This window comes from Rossellomorea marisflavi (assembly GCF_009806575.1).
Taxonomy (GTDB): domain Bacteria; phylum Bacillota; class Bacilli; order Bacillales; family Bacillaceae_B; genus Rossellomorea; species Rossellomorea marisflavi_A.
On the sequence record NZ_CP047095.1, the window covers coordinates 2,229,681 to 2,249,213 of the forward strand.

The following is a 19,533-nucleotide window of genomic DNA, read 5'->3' on the forward strand; positions in this document are numbered from 1 at the left end:
CAAAAACATGGAAAAATTCATTCTCTCCCTTGACCAAGGGACAACAAGCTCAAGGGCAATCCTTTTCAATCAGAAAGGGGAAGCGGCCCATACGGCACAAAAAGAATTCACTCAACACTTCCCGAAACCAGGCTGGGTAGAACATAATGCCAATGAAATTTGGGGATCGATCCTTGCCGTCATTGCAAGCGTTTTATCAGAATCGAGTGTAAAAGCAGAGCAAATCGAAGGAATCGGCATTACGAACCAGCGTGAAACAACTGTGGTGTGGGATAAAGAGACTGGCGATCCCGTTTATAACGCCATCGTTTGGCAGTCAAGACAAACGGCTGGAATCTGTGATGAACTGAAGTCCCAAGGTTTGAACGACAAGTTCCGAGATAAAACCGGATTGTTGATCGATGCATATTTCTCAGGGACGAAAGTAAAATGGATCCTTGATAATGTTGATGGAGCTAGGGAAAAGGCCGAAGCTGGAAAACTACTCTTCGGTACGATTGACACATGGCTCATTTGGAAGATGAGCGGTGGAAAAGCCCATGTAACGGACTATTCCAATGCATCCCGTACGCTCATGTACAATATTTACGATCTTGAATGGGACAAAGAACTACTTGATATCCTCGGAGTTCCTGAGAGCATGTTGCCAGAAGTAAGACCGTCTTCTGAGGTATATGCTACGACGATCCCTTATCATTTCTTCGGACGTGAAATTCCGATTGCGGGAGCTGCAGGGGACCAGCAGGCAGCCTTGTTCGGTCAAGCTTGTTATAATGAAGGAATGGCAAAGAACACCTACGGTACAGGTTGCTTCATGCTGATGAATACTGGAGAGAAGGCTGTGAAATCTGACAACGGCCTGTTGACGACACTTGCATGGGGGATCGATGGGAAGGTCGTATACGCCCTCGAAGGAAGCATCTTTGTAGCCGGTTCGGCAATCCAATGGCTTCGCGACGGTCTCCGCATGTTCAATAATGCAGCAGACAGCCAGGCTTATGCAGAACGCGTTGATTCTACAGACGGCGTATACGTAGTTCCGGCCTTCGTAGGTTTGGGTACACCATACTGGGATAGCGATGTTCGCGGATCTGTATTCGGATTGACACGCGGTACATCCAAGGAGCATTTTGTCAGAGCGACACTGGAATCCCTTGCGTATCAAACGAAAGATGTACTGACCGCAATGGAGGCCGATTCAAACATCCCTCTGAAGAAACTTCGCGTAGATGGTGGAGCAGTCAAAAATGATTTCTTGATGCAGTTCCAAAGTGATATCCTCGACGTTCCGGTTGAGCGTCCGGTCGTCAATGAGACAACGGCCCTAGGTGCTGCGTACCTTGCAGGACTTGCCGTTGGATTCTGGAAGGATCAAGATGAAATTTCTCAACAGTGGAATATGGAGAAGCAGTATGATCCGGATATGGAACAAGAAAAACAGGAAGAACTTTACAACGGGTGGAAAAAAGCCGTTAAAGCAACTATGGCTTTCAAATAAGATCAACCTGTGATATAATGAACTCAAGTTAATAAAACGGTTAGAGACCAAGAGAGACCATTTCCACATTTATAGAGATTATTTCTATAATGCTGGTTTTGGTCTCTTTTTTTATGGTTAAAGTATAAGAGAGATTACTCATTAACCGTTTACAACCATACATTCTAGGAGGAACCACTTATGACTTTTTCCAGCACGCACAGACAAGAAGTGAAAAATGCATTAAAAAATGAACACTATGACTTGATCGTAATCGGTGGGGGGATCACCGGATCAGGTATTGCTCTTGATGCTTCCAAGCGCGGTATGAAGGTGGCGCTTGTAGAAATGCAGGATTTCGCAGCTGGGACTTCCAGCCGTTCTACCAAGCTTGTCCATGGTGGTTTGCGCTATTTGAAACAATTCGAAGTGAAGATGGTGGCAGAAGTAGGGAAAGAACGTGAAATCGTGTACGAAAACGGTCCACACGTTACCACTCCTGAATGGATGCTGCTTCCGATGCACAAAGGTGGTACATTCGGTAAATTCAGTACGTCCATCGGTCTTAAAGTGTATGACTACCTTGCAGGAGTCAAACGCAGTGAGCGCCGGACCATGCTTTCTGTATCGGATACATTGACGAAAGAACCTCTAGTGAAGAAACAAGGTCTGAAGGGGGGAGGTTACTACGTAGAATACCGGACAGATGATGCACGTCTGACCATCGAAGTCATGAAGGAAGCCATCGCTCACGGAGCAACTTCCATCAACTATACAAAATCCCAACGTTTCATTTACGATAACAAGAAAGTTGTCGGAATCGAAGCGGAAGATCTGCTTACCAATGAAACCTATGAGATCCGAGGAACAAAAGTCGTGAATGCTGCGGGTCCTTGGGTAGATGATGTACGCCATAAAGATTACAGCACGAATAACAAACAGCTGCGCTTGACTAAAGGGGTCCACCTTGTCATCGACCAAAGCAAATTCCCGCTTCGTCAGGCTGTGTACTTTGATACTCCGGATGGCCGCATGGTCTTCGCGATTCCTCGTGATGGAAAAGCTTACGTGGGAACAACTGATACAATCTTTGATAAAGATAAGGCTCATCCGTACATGACATCTGAAGATCGGGATTACATTATGAATGCCATCCATTTCATGTTCCCGGATGTGAACATCACCAACGATGATGTAGAGTCAAGCTGGGCTGGTGTACGACCGCTGATCTTTGAAAAAGGGAAAGATCCTTCTGAAATTTCCCGTAAAGATGAAATCTGGGAAGCCGAAAGCGGTCTGATCACCATTGCCGGTGGTAAATTGACCGGATACCGCAAGATGGGTGAAACGGTTGTAGACCTTGTTGCAAAACGATTGAAGGAAGAAGTGAAGCGTAAATTCCCAGAGTCCACTACCAAACATATGCCGATCTCCGGGGGCCATGTCGGCGGATCCAAAAACTTCCCTGCGTTCGTGGATGAGAAAGCGAAGGAAGCGGTGCGCTACGGTCTATCTGAAGAAGAAGGACGTAAACTGGCTACCATGTACGGCTCCAATGTGGATCAGCTGTTCAAACTTGCACATGCGTATACTGGAACCTCAGGGAACAAAGAAGTACCTGCTTCCCTATATGCTCAACTGCTCTATGCCATCCAGGAAGAGATGACCGTAACGCCGGTCGATTTCTTTATCCGTCGTACAGGCGCATTATTCTTTGATCGTGCGTGGGTCGTCAAGTGGCACGAGCCTGTAATTGAAATGATGAATGGATTGCTCAATTGGACGCCTGAGCAAAAAGAGAAATTCACCAACGATCTGAAAGTCGAATTGAAGAATGCTGTCGTACCAATCGATCAGCAGTAATATGCTTAGAATTATATAAAAGGTCATTTTTGTGAAAGACTCTGACAATCCAAGCGTCTCATCTCTCTTAACGAAGCTTCATCGCTTTAAATGGATATTGAACGCAGGGGGAAAAGTCTTTACCATGAAGAATGAAATTGACCCTCATAGAAAAGAACGGCTCCCGTGATGGGAGCCGTTCTTTTTTTGATATACTTGCATTATGGGAGGGATGATATGAATCAGAAAGTGGCCATCGTGACAGGAAGTAATAGCGGTTTCGGCCTTCTCACGGCCGTAGAGCTCGCTAAAAATGGATTCAGAGTGGTTGCCACCATGAGGGATACCGCTAAGAAAGAGGATTTGCTTAGGAGTGCGTCTTCTTTACAGGTTGAAGACCGGATTTTCATCCAGGAACTGGACGTGACCTCTGCCTTGTCTCTGGAATCGTTCAAGGAGTTCCTGACTTCTCTGGATAGAATAGATGTGCTTGTGAACAATGCAGGATTTGCACAGGGAGGATTCCTCGAAGAAGTACGCATGGATGAGTTCCGTCAACAATTCGAAACGAATGTATTCGGAGTGATCGGGGTGAGTCAGCTTATCCTGCCTTATATGAGGAGGCAAGGCAGTGGAAAAATCATCAATATCGGCAGTATCAGCGGTCGGATCGGTTTCCCTGGTCTGAGCCCCTATGTATCATCAAAACATGCCCTCGCTGGACTATCTGAGAGTCTGAGGCTCGAAGTGAAGCCGTTTGGGATTGATGTCCATCTGATTGAAGCCGGCTCGTATCAAACAAACATCTGGTCCACAGGAAAGAAAATTACAGAACGATCCCTGCAATCAGAATCCCCTTATCATGCACAAATGAAAAAGCTGAATGCCCATTTGGTTGAATCAGGAGCACAGTATGGGGACCCCCGGAATGTTTCATCTCTGGTCGCAGCCATTGCCAATGGACGTAAACGAAGATTCAAGTATGCAATCGGTAAAGGTACGGGAGTGACGATTTTAGTAAAATCGCTTTTACCATGGAAGACCATTGAGAGGATCATTCTTCATACACTAAGGTGATATCCCTTCCATATTCCTTATAGAAATGGTGAAAATTTCATGATAAAATGAAAAACGTGCAATATCCACTTCTTTATAGTGGAGAATGGAACAGACTACTACATAATCGAGAAGGAGAGTATCAAATGATTAAGCGTACAGGGGAAGTAACAATGGGGATTTTCGGCATTATTTTCTCATTCGGTTTTACCATCATGGGAATCATGGCCAATGTCCTTTTAAGTAATCCCGACTTTGTAAGAGGAATGGAGGAAGCAGAAAACGATCCTCAATTTCAGGCGGACACTGGTGGGATGAGTGTAGAAGATATGCTAACAATGATTGAAGCATCCAGTACTTATCTCATTATTCTAGGGATTGTCGCTTCCATTATTGGTTTGCTTGCGGTCATCTTCATCACGAAGAATCGAAAGCCTGTTCTATCAGGAGTACTATTCATCGTTTCGGCCTTGATTATCGGTATCGGAACGTTCGGTGCCGGATTCGTTCCTGGAATCCTCTATCTGATTTCAGGGATCATGGCGCTTGTCCGCAAACCAAAACCTGTGGACACCGTACTATAATGGCAACAAAAGAGCATCCCTTGAAGGGGTGCTCTTTTTTCATCCAATCTCAAACCATTCAATCAAACCGACAAATATGGTAGCATAGAGAAGGAAAGACCTTTAACAGCACTGGAGGAAGAATCATGAGCCGATTGGAACAATTCAAAGAATGGCTGCAACGTGAACAGATCGATGCAGCATTCATCAATTCAAGTGAAAATGTATTTTACTTAAGTAACTTTCTGACTGACCCACATGAACGTCTCGTCGGGGTCTTTGTATTTCCTGAAGCGGAACCATTCTTCGTTGCACCGGGGATGGAAGTACGCCAGGTAAAAGAAGCCGGATGGCCATATGAGGTGATTGGATACTCCGATCATGAAGATCCTTGGGACTTCGTTGGAAAAGCTATGGAAAAGCGGAACATCCAAGCTAAAAAGGTGAGCTTTGAAAAAGAAGTGGTCACCTATGCACGAAGTGAAGCATTCCTCAATCTATTCGAGTCTCCGGAGATCATCAATGCTGAAGACCGGTTGAATGACATGCGCGTTTGCAAGTCCACTGAAGAGATCGAAATCATGAGGAGAGCAGCGAAGATGGCCGATTATGGTGTGGAAGTCGGAGTCGCTGCTCTTAAAGAAGGGATTTCAGAAATGGAGGTCCTTGCCACAATCGAGTATGAATTAAAAAAACAGGGTGTCCGTGAAATGTCTTTCGCCACGATGGTCCTCTTCGGTGAAAAAGGCGGTGATCCGCATGGTAATCCGGGAGACCGTACACTAAAGGCGGGAGATCTCGTTCTGTTTGATCTGGGAGTGGTCCTCGATGGCTATACGTCAGATATTACGAGAACCGTGGCGTTCAAATCGATCTCGGATAAACAACGGGAAATATACGAAACGGTTTTGAAAGCGGAACTTGCCGCACTGGAAGCCAGCAAGCCAGGCAACCGCGTAGGGGATCTTGATTCGATCGCCCGTGCCATCATCACAGATGCAGGATATGGAGAAAACTTCCCTCACCGCATCGGCCATGGCCTTGGCATCAATGTCCATGAGTTCCCTTCCATGAGCCACACCAACGATGGAGTTCTCCGGGAAGGAATGACCTACACAATCGAACCGGGAATCTATATTCCTGAAATCGGCGGTGTGCGAATCGAAGATGATGTCCTGATTACGAAGGATGGCTGTGAAACGCTCACATCCTATCCGAAGGAACTTCAGATCATCGATTGACCTATTTACCAGCAGGGAACATCCTGCTGGTTTTTTCATGCCAACCGAAGGATGCATGATATAATAGAAGGAAATATTCACATAAGAAAGGATAGGCCAATGAAACTTGTAATTGCCGAAAAACCCGACCAAGGTGCCACGTTGGCAAAACCATTCCCCCATACGAAAAGGCAGGGTTATATCGAAATCCAGCCCAACCCTATTTTTCCGAACGGAGCCTATGTGACATGGGCGGTAGGGCATCTTCTTCAATTAAAATCCCCTGAGAAGTATGAATCTTCTTGGAAGAAATGGACCCTCGAGACCCTCCCCATCGTACCCGATCGCTTCCAATATGAAGTGCAGCGCAGCAAAGCAAAGCAGTACAACATCATCAAAAGTCTCCTTCAAAAGGAAGAGGTGTCTGAGATCATCCATGCGGGAGATGCAGGAAGGGAAGGAGAACTGATCGTCCGAAATATCACCACCATGGCAAAAGCCAGGAAACCGATGAAAAGATTGTGGATTTCTTCCCTGACGGAAAAAGCCATCGTTCAAGGCTTTCAGAATTTGAAGGATGAAAGTGAAACCCGAAGTCTCTATCATGAAGCATATTCACGGGCATGCGCTGATTGGCTTGTCGGCATGAATGCTTCGAGGGCATACAGCCTTCTTCTGCAGGGACAAGGAATGTCGGACGTTTTTTCTGCAGGCAGGGTCCAGACACCGACGCTTGCCCTGATCGTAAAAAGGGAAGAAGAGATCGAACGATTCAAAAGTGAGCCCTTCTGGGAAGTGAAGGCCACCTTCAATATGGAAGGGAACGTATACGAAGGAACCTGGGTCAAGGATGGGAACACTCGCATCCAGACGAAGGAAATGGCTGAAAAAATTGCTGCGTTCTGTCAAAAGGGCAATGCCCGTGTAAAAGAGGTGAGGACAGAGAGAAAAGAATTTGCACCACCGATGCTTTTCAACCTATCCTCACTGCAGGCTACCATCAATAAAATGTACAAGTTCTCCCCTAAAAAAACACTGGATATCCTTCAGAAGCTATATCAAAAAGGAATCGTCTCCTATCCACGGTCGGATTCCCAGCATGTGACGAAAGGAGAGGCGGAAGCATTCCCGGAAATCCTCGCTAAGCTGAGGAAGTTCAACCCATACTCCCAATGGATCGGTGAATCCCCACCCAACCTTATGAACAATAAGCGTTTCGTCAATGATCAGAAGGTATCCGATCACTATGCCATCATTCCGACGGAACAGGTAAAGGATCCTGCCAAACTCTCTGAGGAAGAACGGAAAATCTACGATGTGGTGATCCGTAGGCTGATTGCCGCTCATCACGAGAAGGCGATCATCGATTACACTTCTGTGTCCACTATCGTAGAGGAAAGGGCAGAATTTTCATCAAAAGGAAAACAGATCATTCAAGAAGGTTGGAGGGAGGTCATCGTCCCGACTGAAAAAGACCATGACGTGATCCTGCCTCCTCTTTCAGAAAATCAAGAGGGAAGGGTGACGAAGTCCTCTGTTAAGGAAGGAAAGACACAGCCTCCGAAACGGTATACGGAAGGACAGTTGATCACCCTGATGAAGACGGCTGGAAAACATATTGAAAATGATGAACTTGAAAAAGTCTTGAAGGCAACGGAAGGCCTTGGAACGGAAGCTACAAGGGCGGGGATCATCACGATGCTGAAAGACAGACAGTATATCTTCATCCAAAAGAATATTGTCTATCCGACCGATAAAGCCAGAGTGCTGATCCGAGCGGTCGGTCCACACGTCCTTGCCTCCGCTGAAATGACCGCCAAATGGGAGCAAAGACTGCAGGAAATCGGCAGGGGACAAGCCTCGGCACCTGAATTCATGGAGCAGGTAAAAAAGCTCAGTGCCAGTCTTGTCAAACAGGCCACCGAAGAATCCGACCGTTGGGATTTCAACGACCTTGATACGTCATCCATCCAGAGGGGAAGAGGGAAGGGCAAGGGAAAAAGCAGGGCAAAAACACCGGTCGGCACCTGTCCTAAATGCGGAGGAAAAGTCATTACCAAAGGAAAGTTCTACGGATGCAGTGAATATAGTAAAACCAAATGCAGCTTCAGCATTTCAAAGAAGATCCTCTCGAAAACGATTCCCCAAGCCCAAGTGAAGAAGCTCCTCAAAGATGGGCGTACGGACAGGATTGACGGTTTCAAAAAAGGAGAAAAGGAATTCTCTGCCTATCTGGGATGGGATCCCCAAGCAAGGAATATACAGTTCCTATTTGACGTAGAGTGACGTGACTTCCATCCATTCCCTCCCGGTAACATGATGGTTTGATCAAAAACATGTTTAATCCGAATGAAAATGGATAAAACATAAGAGACAGATCAACAACTTGGAGGTTTTAATGTGAAGAAGATTCTAATGGTATTGACCAATGCAAGCAAAATTGATGACGAACATGAAACGGGACTCTGGCTTTCAGAGTTTGCTGAACCATATGAAGAATTCAAGAATCAGGGATATGGTGTAGACGTGGCCAGCCTTAAAGGCGGCAGGATCCCACTCGACCCAAACAGCCTTGAAGACGGAGATCTCGTCGAAAAATGGAAAGGTGTCACGAAAGAGCTTGATCAAACCCTCGTTTTATCTCAGCTCAACATGGAGGAATATGTAGGGATTTTCCTTCCGGGAGGACACGGTACGATGTTCGATCTTCCTGACAGTCCTGAATTAAAATCTGCGCTGGCGCATTTCGCTGATAACAATAAGGCAATCGGAGCTGTATGCCATGGACCGGCAGGGTTTGTCGGAACGAAGCTTTCCAATGGCAAATGGCTCGTCGAAGGGAAGAACATGACCGGCTTTACAAACGAAGAAGAGCAGCAGACAGGGCTCGATTCCCTTATGCCATTCCTTCTTGAATCACGCCTTCGTGAGCAGGGTGCCAAGTTTGAAAAATCGGAACCGTGGAGTGACTATGTGATCACGGACGGTAAATTTGTGACCGGACAAAATCCTCAGTCCAGTCAATCGACAGCAGAAGCGTTCATCAAAGCGTTATCTTGATGTGAAAAGCCAAGGGTGAAGCCCCTTGGCTTTTTTTTGCCCTATTGACTACCTGGATATGTTAAAATTTTCTTACTAATCCAGGAGGGATGAATCATGTACTACATGCGGGTCGCTTTTCAAATTTTTGGACTGATCTTACTGTTTGAGACCGGAAAATGGCTTTCTGCCACTCTCCATCTCCCCATACCCGGTGGGATTTTAGGAATGGGAATCCTATTCATACTCCTATCAACAGGACTCGTTCATGATCAATTGCTTGCACAAGGGGCATCGATTCTTTTGAAATATCTTTCGTTTCTTTTCCTTCCTCTGTCTGTAAGTGCCATCGTCCTGATTCCATTCATGGATCTGTATGGGTGGAAGCTTCTTATGGTACTCATCATCTCAAGCTTCATAGGATTTGTCGCTACTTCAATCCCTGCTGTGTATGCCACACGGAAAGGAAGTGCTTCCCATGAGCATGACCGGTGAGATCGTGGCGATTTCAGGCAGTGCGGTGATTTTTCTTTTAGCCAATCTCCTGTATAAAAGATGGACGAACCCGCTCCTGCTTCCTATCTTCACGTCCACACTGGTCATCATCGGAATCCTGCTGGTCGTCGGGCTTCCGTACGCACAGTACGCACAATGGACCAAAAGCGTCACCTACCTTCTAGGACCGGCAACGGTGGCACTTGCTTATCCCCTCTACCACCAGAGGAGATACCTGAAGGCATACGCACTGCCGATCGTACTCGGTCTGGTAATCGGCAGTTCGGCACAAATGACCGTTTCGTATTATATGGGAAGGTTCCTTCGTTTACCCGAAGATTGGAATCTTGCCGTCATGATCAAAACGATTACTACCCCCGTCGCACTCGGGGTGGGTGACATCATCGGGGCAAAAATCGAGGTCATCCCATCCGTTGTCATTATGACAGGAATGTTCGGAGCAATGGCCATCATTCCCCTGTTGAAAATCCTGCGAATCGAAGATGCCATTGTCACCGGTCTGACTTTCGGAGTCATCTCCCATGGTGTTGGCACGGCAAGGGCACTTAAAGAGGGGGAAGTCGAGGGAGCCGTGAGCGGAGCTGCCATGGCGTTGGCGTCCATGGTGCTATCCATTTTCCTGCCTCTATTGTTTTTCCTTTTTTCCTGATCCTATCGCTTTTAAAAACGTCATCCTTTAGGTATGATAAGGGATGGAGAATATATAAATAGTAAAGGAAGATTGTATGATAGTACGTAATGATGAAGAACTGGAAGCACTAAAAGAAATCGGCAGGATTGTCGCGGAGATCCGGGACGAATTGAGAAAACAAACAAAACCGGGAGTCACGACCAAGGAACTCGATGAGATTGCAGGACGCATGTTTGAAGAAGCGGGTGCCCTTTCCGGACCTAAAGGAGAATATGATTTTCCGGGGTACACATGCATTTCAGTGAATGAAGAAGTAGCGCATGGCATCCCAGGCAGCCGGGTCATCAATGAAGGAGACCTGGTGAATGTGGATGTATCAGGTTCAAAAAACGGTTTTTATGCCGATACGGGAATCTCATTTGTGGTTGGTCAAGGAGAAGCCGTGTTAACAGAGCTTTGTGAGACGGCCATCAAATCATTTGAAGCTGGACTGCGTAAAGCCAAAGCAGGGTCAAAGCTCAATGGAATCGGGAAGGCCGTACACAATGAGGCAAGAAAGAATGGATTCACCGTCATCATGAACCTGACTGGTCACGGAGTGGGGAAATCCCTTCATGAGAAGCCGGATCATGTTCTGAATTATTTCGATCCATGGGATAACGCCCTTCTGAAGGAGGGGATGGTCCTTGCTTTTGAACCTTTCGTTTCTACCGAAGCACAAAACGTCATCGAAAAAGGGGATGGCTGGACCTATATCACTCCAGATGGAAGTAAAGTGGCACAGATCGAGCATACGATCGTCATTACCAAAGGTGAACCCATCATCCTGACCCAATTATAAAAACGAGCGATCCCGTTAGAAGCGGGATCGCTCTTTTCCTATTTATACGATTTTGGTTTTGCCGCATTCCTGGCATTTTCGGTAGAACTTCCCGTCTTCGACCCTTGATTTAAAGACGTTATTGCCACATTCGCAGCGACCGCTGTGTTCATCAGGTTCGTCTCTATATAAAACGATTTTCTCTTCAGACATGACCGGTTCCTCCTTACTTCCATTCGTTTTTATTCTAATATAAGCGGCTAAGATTGTTAAGCCTAACTCTTAATTCTATATTTTTCCATAAAATCCAATATGTACTTAGAAAACGCTCTCTATTACATTACTGAAATATTCTTGACTTATTATTATAAAGTTCCTGTTATTGAAATGAGATTTTACTATGTTAGTATGGTCACTGTTAGCTAATACAAACTCGCTAGCTACATAAGGAGGAATTTTTCATGAAACTAAAGAAATCGATCATTTCTGTAGCAGCTTTCACCACACTCGCGGTTGCCGGTGGTGCCAGCGCATCAGCACAAGATATCGATGTCAAAAAGGGAGATACGTTATGGGGAATAGCGAAGGAGTATGGTACATCTGTTGATCAACTCAAAAAATGGAATAACATTTCCAGCGACTATATTTACCCTGATCAAAAGCTGACGGTTTCTTCCAAAGAATACTACACAGTGAAATCAGGAGACACACTCTGGGGTATCTCCTCATACTATGGTCTTTCAGTAGAAAACCTTAAAAACTGGAATGCACTGGACAACGATCTAATCGTTCCGGGCCAAGAGCTCGTTATAAACTTTGAAGATAAATCACCTTCAGCCCCTGTAAATACTTCTGATGAGGCAGCACCTGCCCAAGAAAAAGCAGAGGTAGCTCCAGAAGCTGAAGCACCAAAGGCTGAAGAGCCTAAAGCAGAAGAACCTAAAGCAGAAGAACCTGCCAAGGAAGCCTCAACTGAACCAGCTCAAGAAGAGAGCGTGGCAAAAGAACTTTCAGTCGAAGCCACTGCTTACACGGCTGATTGTGCCGGATGTTCAGGTGTTACGGCCACAGGTGTTAACCTGAAGGAAAACCCTGATCAAAAAGTAATCGCTGTTGATCCAAGCGTGATCCCACTGGGATCTAAAGTATACGTTGAAGGATACGGCTATGCGACTGCAGCTGATACAGGCGGTGCCATCAAAGGAAATAAAATTGACGTATTCATCCCTTCTGAAGACCAAGCAAGAGACTTCGGACGTAAAACAGTAACTGTAAAAGTACTAGACTAATAGGAATCGAACCAGAGAACCATCCAAATCATGGGTGGTTCTTTCTTTTTATGGTACCCCGTTTTCCTCATTTATACTCTGTTTTATAACAATTACCATTATTACATCTCTGTCATCTAACTGTCATAGAGTTATAAACAGTTTGTCATGGAGATGAGGCATGACTATGTTACTATTTCCTCTGGTTGGTTCATTAGGACCACAACTAAGGAGGAATCACACATCTATGTTAAAAGCGATTATTTCCACATTTACCCTCGCTTCCATTTTCTCCATTGGATTTGCAGAAGTATCGGCCAAAGAAAATTCCAAGGAATTAGCCCTAGCTGATATCCAACATATAGATCAGGATAACTATTTCACAGATCTCGCTGAACGCCATGAGGATTCTGTTGATGAAGTCAAAGAGCGTAAATCACTCCTTAAAGAAGGCGTCCGGAGCGAACCTGTGATTAAAAAGGAAAAAAAAACTGCATCAAAGCCAAAAGCTGAGACCCAAGAAGAAAACATAGCGAAGACTGTAACAGTTAAAGCGACTGCTTACACTGCACATTGTGAAGGGTGCATCGGTATTACCAAAACGGGGGTTGACTTACTCGCAAACCCGAATGAAAGAGTCATCGCCGTTGACCCATCCGTCATTCCATTGGGATCAAAGGTTTATATCGAAGGATATGGTTATGCTAAAGCTGAAGACACCGGAGGCGCTATAAAGGGAAACCGGATCGATATCTATATGCAGCATGAAAAAGATGCGCTGGCATACGGAGTGAAAGAAGATATCAAAGTGAAGATAATTGAATGATCCGGGGGAGGATGCCTAAATGGCATTCTCCTTTATTTTGATTAAAATGACCCATGGCATCTTCAATAGGAATGGTTTCATACAAAAACACTCATACTAATAGCGCAAAGCTCGACAACATTCGCTTAATCGTGGTTTATAGATGTCGAAAAACGGGAATGGGTAAGAAGTATCACTCCTTGTGTCAAAATTCACAAACAATAATCTGATTGATTGTTGATAAAGTGTCTTCATTTGAAATTGTCAACATCCTCTGATAGTGTTACATGGGAGTTTTTTGTACATACCAATTTAATCGAAAGGGAGAATTTTATGAAAAGAATTTCAAACGTATTTTGGATTACCCTGGCAATCGTAGTGGTTGCCGTGGGCTTCGGAGCCATTGCTCCAGACACATTTAAAACGGCAACAGCCAACGTGCAATCATTCATAACATCGAGTTTCGGCTGGTACTACCTGATATTAGTCAGCGTCATCGTCATTTTCTGCATTTTCCTCATCGTCAGCCCGATCGGTACCATCCGGCTTGGTAAACCTGATGACAGACCGGAGTACTCCAGGGGAACATGGTTTGCCATGCTGTTCAGCGCAGGGATGGGGATCGGACTCGTCTTCTGGGGGGCTGCTGAGCCTCTTTCCCATTATATGACGCCTCCACTCGCTGAAGGAGGAACAGATCAAGCGATCAAAGAATCCCTTCGCTATACCTTCTTCCACTGGGGGATACATGCCTGGGGGATCTACGCCATCGTTGCACTGGCACTAGCGTACTTCAACTTCAGGAAAGATGAACCTGCGTTGATTTCTTCAACCCTCCGCCCGATACTCGGTGATAAGGTAAAGGGACCGATTGGTACCATCATCGACGTCCTTGCAGTATTTGCAACGGTTGTGGGTGTAGCTACAACACTTGGCTTTGGAGCAGCACAGATTAACGGAGGATTATCGTACCTATTCGGAATTCCGAATAATTTTACGGTCCAAACGATCATTGTAATTGTCGTTACCGTCCTGTTCATGATTTCAGCCTGGTCCGGTTTGAGTAAAGGAATCAAATATTTGTCGAACACCAATATGGTGCTTGCCGTCGCATTGCTGATCCTTGTTTTCGTAATGGGGCCTACATTACTTATCTTGAATCTGTTTACTGATACGCTTGGTTCCTATATGCAAAACATCGTCTCCATGAGCTTCAGGATAGCCCCGCTTAATCCGGAGCACAGGGAATGGATCAATGGATGGACGATTTTCTACTGGGCATGGTGGATCTCCTGGTCACCATTTGTCGGAATCTTCATCGCAAGGGTATCAAAAGGAAGGACGATCCGGGAATTCCTTATCGGAGTTCTGCTGCTACCATCCCTTGTCAGCTTCTTCTGGTTTGCCGTATTCGGAACTTCAGCCATCGATGTTCAACAAGCTGTCAGTAACGATATCTCCAAACTGAATACGGAAGAGGTCCTGTTTGCCGTCTTTAACGGAATGCCGGGGACAACGATCCTTGCTATCATCGCGATTGCTTTGATTGGTACATTCTTCATCACCTCTGCCGACTCTGCGACATTCGTTCTAGGTATGCAGACCACTTATGGATCCAACAACCCGCCGAACTATGTGAAGCTTACATGGGGTGTTGCTCAATCCATCGTCGCGCTTATCCTTTTGTACAGCGGTGGGCTTGATGCACTTCAAAATGCACTGATCATAGCCGCTCTTCCTTTCTCCGTGATCATCGCCCTGATGATGGCATCCCTGTATAAATCCTTGAACAGGGAAAAGAAAGAACTTGGTTTGTATATTAAGCCTAAGCCTAGAAAACCGAAGGAACCTAAACCGCACAAAGAAAAAAGGCGTAAGAAACATGAACATGCCGATGAGCCTAAAACTGAATCGTAATTTACAGAAAGGACATTCCGTCAAGGGATGTCCTTTTTTCTGGTCATTTGCCTCAATTTTCTTATCTTGCGGCAGGCAGAACCCTTGAATGACAAGGCTGAATAAATGACGGAAGAAAAAAACTGAAGATGATATTAACCTACAAGTTGTCCTCTACATACATTGATATCGTAGTAAGATACTTGGAGGTGACTGATGATGTACGGATACGGATACCCTGGTTATGGATATGGCTGCGGTGGCGGCGGCGGATACGCTGGAGGCTTTGCGTTAATCGTAGTATTATTCATCCTATTAATTATCGTTGGAGCAGCATTTGTTTGCTAATGAGATAACCTAAAAGGTGCCTGGGATCACCATTACAAAAAGATGACGGTGGTCCCGGGTTTTCTTTTTTGATTGTCATGTGCACTCTTCTGTATTAAGATACATGGAGGAGAACCGACAATCATTACATAAAGGATCAGTGATATGGCTAAACAAAAGAGAAAATCTAAAAAGAAGAGAAGAATTTCTATCCTTGTGATCCTGGCGATCCCATTGCTCATTCTTGGACTTTATACCGTTCTCTACTATGAATATCCGTACAAGCTGTCTTCGATCGTTCAAACGGATGTGCCTGAAGAGTACATGCCCATCTATAAAGCGGCCGAAAAAGAGTACGGAGTCCCATGGTATCTTCTTGCCGCTCATCATAAAGTCGAGACGAGATTTTCGACCATGAAGACATTGATATCTCCGGTAGGTGCCGAAGGTCATATGCAGTTCATGCCATGTACATGGGTAGGATGGTCCCATCCGAGCTGCTCGGGACTGGGGGAAGGGGATATTCCTGAAGAAGATAAAGTAAATCCTGATGTGATTGCAAAATACGGCGGCTATGGGGTCGATGCAAATGGAGACGGGAAAGCAGATCCGTTTGATATTGAAGATGCTATATTCAGTGCTGCCAACTTTCTAGCTAATAATGGTGCTGCCGACGGCGAAATAGAAAAAGCAGTATTAACCTACAATCAAAGTGACGAATATGTGAAAGACGTGATGTATTACGCAGATCTATTCCTTGAAAAGGAAGAAGAAGACGATAAAACTCCGATGTAAAAGGCCCTTTGGGCTTTTTTTCGTCCTGGGTATTGATTGTTAGAATACGGAACATCCCGTCAAGAAAGGGGACCTCAATGAAGCAGACAGAAATCATAAGTGAATGGCAGGATGCCCTTGATATGGAGATCATTCAGATGAAGAAGAAGCAAAACAGTGGAATAAGGGTTGAGAATGGTCGATGTATCAAAAAGGAGGAAGGGAGCTATGTATATTGGTTCACCCTTCCTTATCCCCGTTCATTCCCAGAAGGCGGGTCCATTCAGATTGATTATCAGAATAAGAACCTCCAAGGGATCGTTATTTCATCGGAAGAAACCGAATGTATCATTGAATTGGATCAGTACTTGGGGGACATACTCGGTTATGCCCGTCTAATTTATGAACCCTGGGAGCTGCTGGAGAAACTGTGGCAGCGCCTGGAAGACATCAAAGAAAGGCATGGTAAATCCTCCCGTGCAATCAGGACCATACAGCCCTCCGGAGTGACGCATCACCCGCCAGGTAAGCATCTTCTGCATGAAGCGTATGTAAGAAGCAAATACAATGATCTGACCTATATGTGGGGACCACCCGGTACGGGAAAGACCTATACGCTTGCCCGGGTGGCTGCTTACCATTATACAGAAGGCCAAAGGATTCTCATCCTGTCACACAGCAATGCAGCCGTTGATGTATTAATAGAAGAAATGCATCATTTTTTAACAGAAAATGATCGCTGGACCCCGGGTGAAGTCGTTCGTTACGGGCAAAATCGAAAATCACTCTCTGCAGAAGCCCGTGACGTCAGCTTGACACAGCTCCTCGAACTCCAGGACCCCAAGCTGTCAGAGGAACGGGGGAAGGTAGAAAAATATCGGATGAAGCTGAAGAAGAAACTGACAAAGAAATTCTCGAATTATGACTCAGAACGCTTGAGCCGGCTCGAGATGCATTATCAAAAAATCAAGGAAAAGCTGAAGAGGAGGGAGGGAACGGCACTAGAGGAAGCAAGCGTTGTCGGGACCACCCTATCCAAGGCCGCCATCGACTCTTTGATTTATGACAATGAGTATGACCTTGTCATCGTGGATGAAGCCAGCATGGCTTATATCCCTCAGCTCGCATTCGCGGCCACACTGGGCAAGAGAGTCATCATCTGTGGAGACTTCAAGCAACTCCCACCGATTTCCTCATCGTTTCATCCCCTTGTAAAGAAGTGGCTGAATGAAGATATCTTCCATCGTTCAGGTGTAGCAAAGGTGATCGAAGCAGGCGGTCACCACCCACAGCTCCTTCTCCTGCCCGAACAGCGCCGTATGCACCCGAGTATCTCCTCTTTTACCAACCGATATATTTATCATTCCAGGGTTTATGACCATCCTTCCGTAGCAGAGGCCAGGGCATCGATCGTCATGAAACGTCCGTTCAAGGGAGATGGGGGGATCTTGTTCGATGTTCCCCAGGTGTCTCAATGGGGCTTGACCCATAAAGGGTCGAGGTGGAATCCGATATCAGGTATCCTCTCAATTTCCCTTGCCGTTGAAGCCCTTCAGGATGGTGTGACCTCCCTAGGGATCGTTACACCTTACAGGGTGCAGGCTCAGTGGATCAAAACCCTTCTTGATGAAGGGATATCGAGGGACTGGGAAGGGCCGGCACTTCAACTGTATGCCTCCACCGTTCACGGGTTTCAAGGATCAGAGAACGATATGATGATTTTTGATGTGGTGGATGGACCGAATCACGAACGTCCTGGCAGATTGCTGACGGGTAAATCGAGTGATCGACTGGTGAATGTAGCCGTAACCAGAGCAAGGGGCAAATTCATCCTGATGGGAGACCACCGCTTCATGAAGAGAAAGGGAGGCAAGTCCATGCCCCTCCGACAGCTGATCGACCATCTGGAATCCACAGGAAGGAACATCACGTTTCAAGAAGTAGAGCCCGTTGCTACAAAACGAATCAAATGGTTTCCTTGGGGAGATCAAAAGAAATTTCTAAAGGACCTTGCATCTTCAAAAAATTCGATCCGCGTCTTGACAAGCAATCGACAAGACATCCCGCCTGACATCATGGCCCTCCTCCAGGCAGCAAGCCGGACAGTGGAGGTCACGTTCGAGGATCATGCGGGCGGGACGTCCCTGATCATCGATCAAAAGGTACTATGGATCAACCCGTTTGAGCAAGGGTCGTTTCCCTTCCATCTGCGACTGTTCTCCAAAACCATATGTTCCCGATATATGGAATTGATCAAAGAATGAAAAACGATCAGGACATGGAGTCCTGATCGTTTTTACAATCAATGAAGTAGCGATCCTGCGTGCAAGATCCGGATTGTTTCTTGAAGATGATGATTTCGATGGAATGGTGCCCAAGTGTGTATGAAAGGGTATGGTGATCCAAAGAGAAAGGGAACGTCACCGACCTCTTGCACTCCCTATCCTTCAGATTGAGGATAATATGCAGAAGGTGATCCTCTTTCTTAATGATCACGGCTTCCGGATGTATGTGTTCAGTATCGACTTCCAGGATAAAGGATGCCGTCGATTCAAAGAACTCCAGGCGGAATTCCTTTTCATCAAGCTGGGCATTGGCAGGATCGAGGAACCATCCTTTCATATCCTCTTCCCAGCTTTCGAGGCGAAAATCCTCTTTTTCCTTTCCCATGTGACTACGACCCCCACTGATCTCTTTCAGCACAGTATATTCGCGGCTAAAAGAAAAGGTGAGGAATTAAAGACAAGCCGGTCAAGGACGACCGGCCTGCTTGTTACATATCGTGATGCTGGTTATGTTTTTGACGGGAGTGGTTCCGGTTTTTTACCTTATGGGACCCACTCAATGGTTTAGGCTGTCCGGATTGTTCGGGAGCATTTTTCCTGATGTCTTTCGGCGTGTGTTTTTCCATCTTTATGTGCCTCCTTGGTCCGAATGTTTATCTGTCGGTTAAAAGGGTAGTGTATTGGTGGGAAATCCCTTTTTATGATTGTTTTTCTTTTTTTGTTGTACTGTTTCTGCTTTTCTGTCAGCGGCTTATTGGACAGTTCTTCAATAACCTGTGCCCTTGCCTTGTGAATCTGCTGTATTCATGCCGCTAACCAAATGGTTGGTTTTTCTATTTCCCATGAAAACACCTTCCATATCATTAGAATGCCTCATGATGGGATCTTCTATAGGAGGGAAGAGCCACCATATTCACTTTTTCAGCATAATATTTCAAAGATGCTGACAAGTTGCGACAACGTGCAGACCCTTGATATGACAATGTTCTCTGCAGTAACTATCGCTAATGAAGG

At 45.7% G+C, this 19,533-nt stretch carries 18 protein-coding genes and 2 pseudogenes; 16 read left to right on the top strand and 4 right to left on the bottom strand.

What is annotated here, in order from left to right; all coding sequences use genetic code 11:
- Positions 1 to 7: 7 nt before the first annotated feature.
- The 10 genes from glpK to map all read left to right on the top strand — a co-directional run bounded on the left by glpK (position 8) and on the right by map (position 11,185).
- Entirely contained in the window at positions 8 to 1,498 is a 1,491-nt protein-coding gene (gene glpK / locus D5E69_RS11565) for a glycerol kinase GlpK (RefSeq protein ID WP_048014476.1), read from the top strand.
- A 180-nt stretch (positions 1,499 to 1,678) separates the two neighbouring features.
- On the top strand, positions 1,679 to 3,340 hold the full coding sequence (locus tag D5E69_RS11570; RefSeq protein ID WP_159129684.1) for a glycerol-3-phosphate dehydrogenase/oxidase: 1,662 nt from the start codon (positions 1,679 to 1,681) through the stop codon (positions 3,338 to 3,340).
- A gap of 216 nt (positions 3,341 to 3,556) precedes the next feature.
- Positions 3,557 to 4,396 carry an SDR family oxidoreductase gene (locus D5E69_RS11575; protein WP_063191529.1) on the top strand — a complete coding sequence of 280 codons (840 nt, stop codon included), beginning with the start codon at positions 3,557 to 3,559 and terminating at the stop codon, positions 4,394 to 4,396.
- A gap of 125 nt (positions 4,397 to 4,521) precedes the next feature.
- Positions 4,522 to 4,959 (top strand): DUF4064 domain-containing protein, encoded by a 438-nt coding sequence (locus D5E69_RS11580; RefSeq protein WP_053071917.1) that lies wholly within the window; start codon positions 4,522 to 4,524, stop codon positions 4,957 to 4,959.
- 125 nt (positions 4,960 to 5,084) lie between these two features.
- Positions 5,085 to 6,179 (top strand): M24 family metallopeptidase, encoded by a 1,095-nt coding sequence (locus tag D5E69_RS11585; RefSeq protein ID WP_048012771.1) that lies wholly within the window; start codon positions 5,085 to 5,087, stop codon positions 6,177 to 6,179.
- 99 nt (positions 6,180 to 6,278) lie between these two features.
- Positions 6,279 to 8,444, top strand: a complete 2,166-nt coding sequence (locus D5E69_RS11590) for a DNA topoisomerase III (RefSeq protein WP_159129685.1) — start codon at positions 6,279 to 6,281, stop codon at positions 8,442 to 8,444.
- Positions 8,445 to 8,558: 114 nt separating this feature from the next.
- On the top strand, positions 8,559 to 9,218 hold the full coding sequence (locus tag D5E69_RS11595) for a type 1 glutamine amidotransferase domain-containing protein (RefSeq protein ID WP_311283413.1): 660 nt from the start codon (positions 8,559 to 8,561) through the stop codon (positions 9,216 to 9,218).
- A gap of 96 nt (positions 9,219 to 9,314) precedes the next feature.
- Positions 9,315 to 9,692 carry a CidA/LrgA family protein gene (locus D5E69_RS11600; RefSeq protein WP_048003642.1) on the top strand — a complete coding sequence of 126 codons (378 nt, stop codon included), beginning with the start codon at positions 9,315 to 9,317 and terminating at the stop codon, positions 9,690 to 9,692.
- Positions 9,676 to 10,362 carry an LrgB family protein gene (locus D5E69_RS11605; protein ID WP_159129686.1) on the top strand — a complete coding sequence of 229 codons (687 nt, stop codon included), beginning with the start codon at positions 9,676 to 9,678 and terminating at the stop codon, positions 10,360 to 10,362. The genes D5E69_RS11600 and D5E69_RS11605 overlap by 17 nt, the downstream gene beginning before the upstream one ends.
- Positions 10,363 to 10,438: 76 nt before the next feature.
- Positions 10,439 to 11,185 carry a type I methionyl aminopeptidase gene (map, locus tag D5E69_RS11610; protein WP_048003644.1) on the top strand — a complete coding sequence of 249 codons (747 nt, stop codon included), beginning with the start codon at positions 10,439 to 10,441 and terminating at the stop codon, positions 11,183 to 11,185.
- A gap of 42 nt (positions 11,186 to 11,227) precedes the next feature.
- Here map and D5E69_RS23385 read toward each other — a convergent pair whose 3' ends face one another.
- Positions 11,228 to 11,377 carry a DUF8096 family protein gene (locus tag D5E69_RS23385; protein WP_187427054.1) on the bottom strand — a complete coding sequence of 50 codons (150 nt, stop codon included), beginning with the start codon at positions 11,375 to 11,377 and terminating at the stop codon, positions 11,228 to 11,230.
- A gap of 248 nt (positions 11,378 to 11,625) precedes the next feature.
- Here D5E69_RS23385 and D5E69_RS11615 point away from each other — a divergent pair, with 248 nt between their 5' ends.
- From D5E69_RS11615 to D5E69_RS11640, 6 genes and pseudogenes are all read left to right on the top strand, one after another.
- A complete protein-coding gene (locus tag D5E69_RS11615; protein ID WP_048012774.1) occupies positions 11,626 to 12,453 on the top strand; it encodes a 3D domain-containing protein in 828 nt (275 codons plus the stop codon).
- Positions 12,454 to 12,679: 226 nt separating this feature from the next.
- Positions 12,680 to 13,258, top strand: a complete 579-nt coding sequence (locus D5E69_RS11620) for a 3D domain-containing protein (protein ID WP_249931482.1) — start codon at positions 12,680 to 12,682, stop codon at positions 13,256 to 13,258.
- 312 nt (positions 13,259 to 13,570) lie between these two features.
- Positions 13,571 to 15,154, top strand: coding sequence for a glycine betaine uptake BCCT transporter (locus tag D5E69_RS11625; protein ID WP_082139170.1), 1,584 nt, complete (start codon positions 13,571 to 13,573; stop codon positions 15,152 to 15,154).
- 246 nt (positions 15,155 to 15,400) lie between these two features.
- Positions 15,401 to 15,481 (top strand): annotated as a pseudogene (locus D5E69_RS23640) (YjcZ family sporulation protein); the annotation flags it as partial.
- Between the two features lie 144 nt (positions 15,482 to 15,625).
- Positions 15,626 to 16,255, top strand: a complete 630-nt coding sequence (locus D5E69_RS11635) for a lytic transglycosylase domain-containing protein (protein ID WP_048003647.1) — start codon at positions 15,626 to 15,628, stop codon at positions 16,253 to 16,255.
- Between the two features lie 77 nt (positions 16,256 to 16,332).
- Positions 16,333 to 18,498 (top strand): DEAD/DEAH box helicase, encoded by a 2,166-nt coding sequence (locus D5E69_RS11640; RefSeq protein WP_159129688.1) that lies wholly within the window; start codon positions 16,333 to 16,335, stop codon positions 18,496 to 18,498.
- A 7-nt stretch (positions 18,499 to 18,505) separates the two neighbouring features.
- On the opposite strand, the gene D5E69_RS11645 is transcribed toward D5E69_RS11640, so the two are convergent.
- The 3 genes and pseudogenes from D5E69_RS11645 to sspO all read right to left on the bottom strand — a co-directional run bounded on the left by D5E69_RS11645 (position 18,506) and on the right by sspO (position 19,396).
- Positions 18,506 to 18,904 carry a hypothetical protein gene (locus D5E69_RS11645; RefSeq protein WP_048003649.1) on the bottom strand — a complete coding sequence of 133 codons (399 nt, stop codon included), beginning with the start codon at positions 18,902 to 18,904 and terminating at the stop codon, positions 18,506 to 18,508.
- Between the two features lie 103 nt (positions 18,905 to 19,007).
- Positions 19,008 to 19,145 (bottom strand): small acid-soluble spore protein P, encoded by a 138-nt coding sequence (locus D5E69_RS11650; RefSeq protein WP_063191536.1) that lies wholly within the window; start codon positions 19,143 to 19,145, stop codon positions 19,008 to 19,010.
- Positions 19,084 to 19,396 (bottom strand): annotated as a pseudogene (sspO, locus tag D5E69_RS24055) (small acid-soluble spore protein SspO). Before sspO ends, D5E69_RS11650 begins: the two are co-directional and overlap by 62 nt.
- Between the last annotated feature and the right edge of the window lie 137 nt (positions 19,397 to 19,533).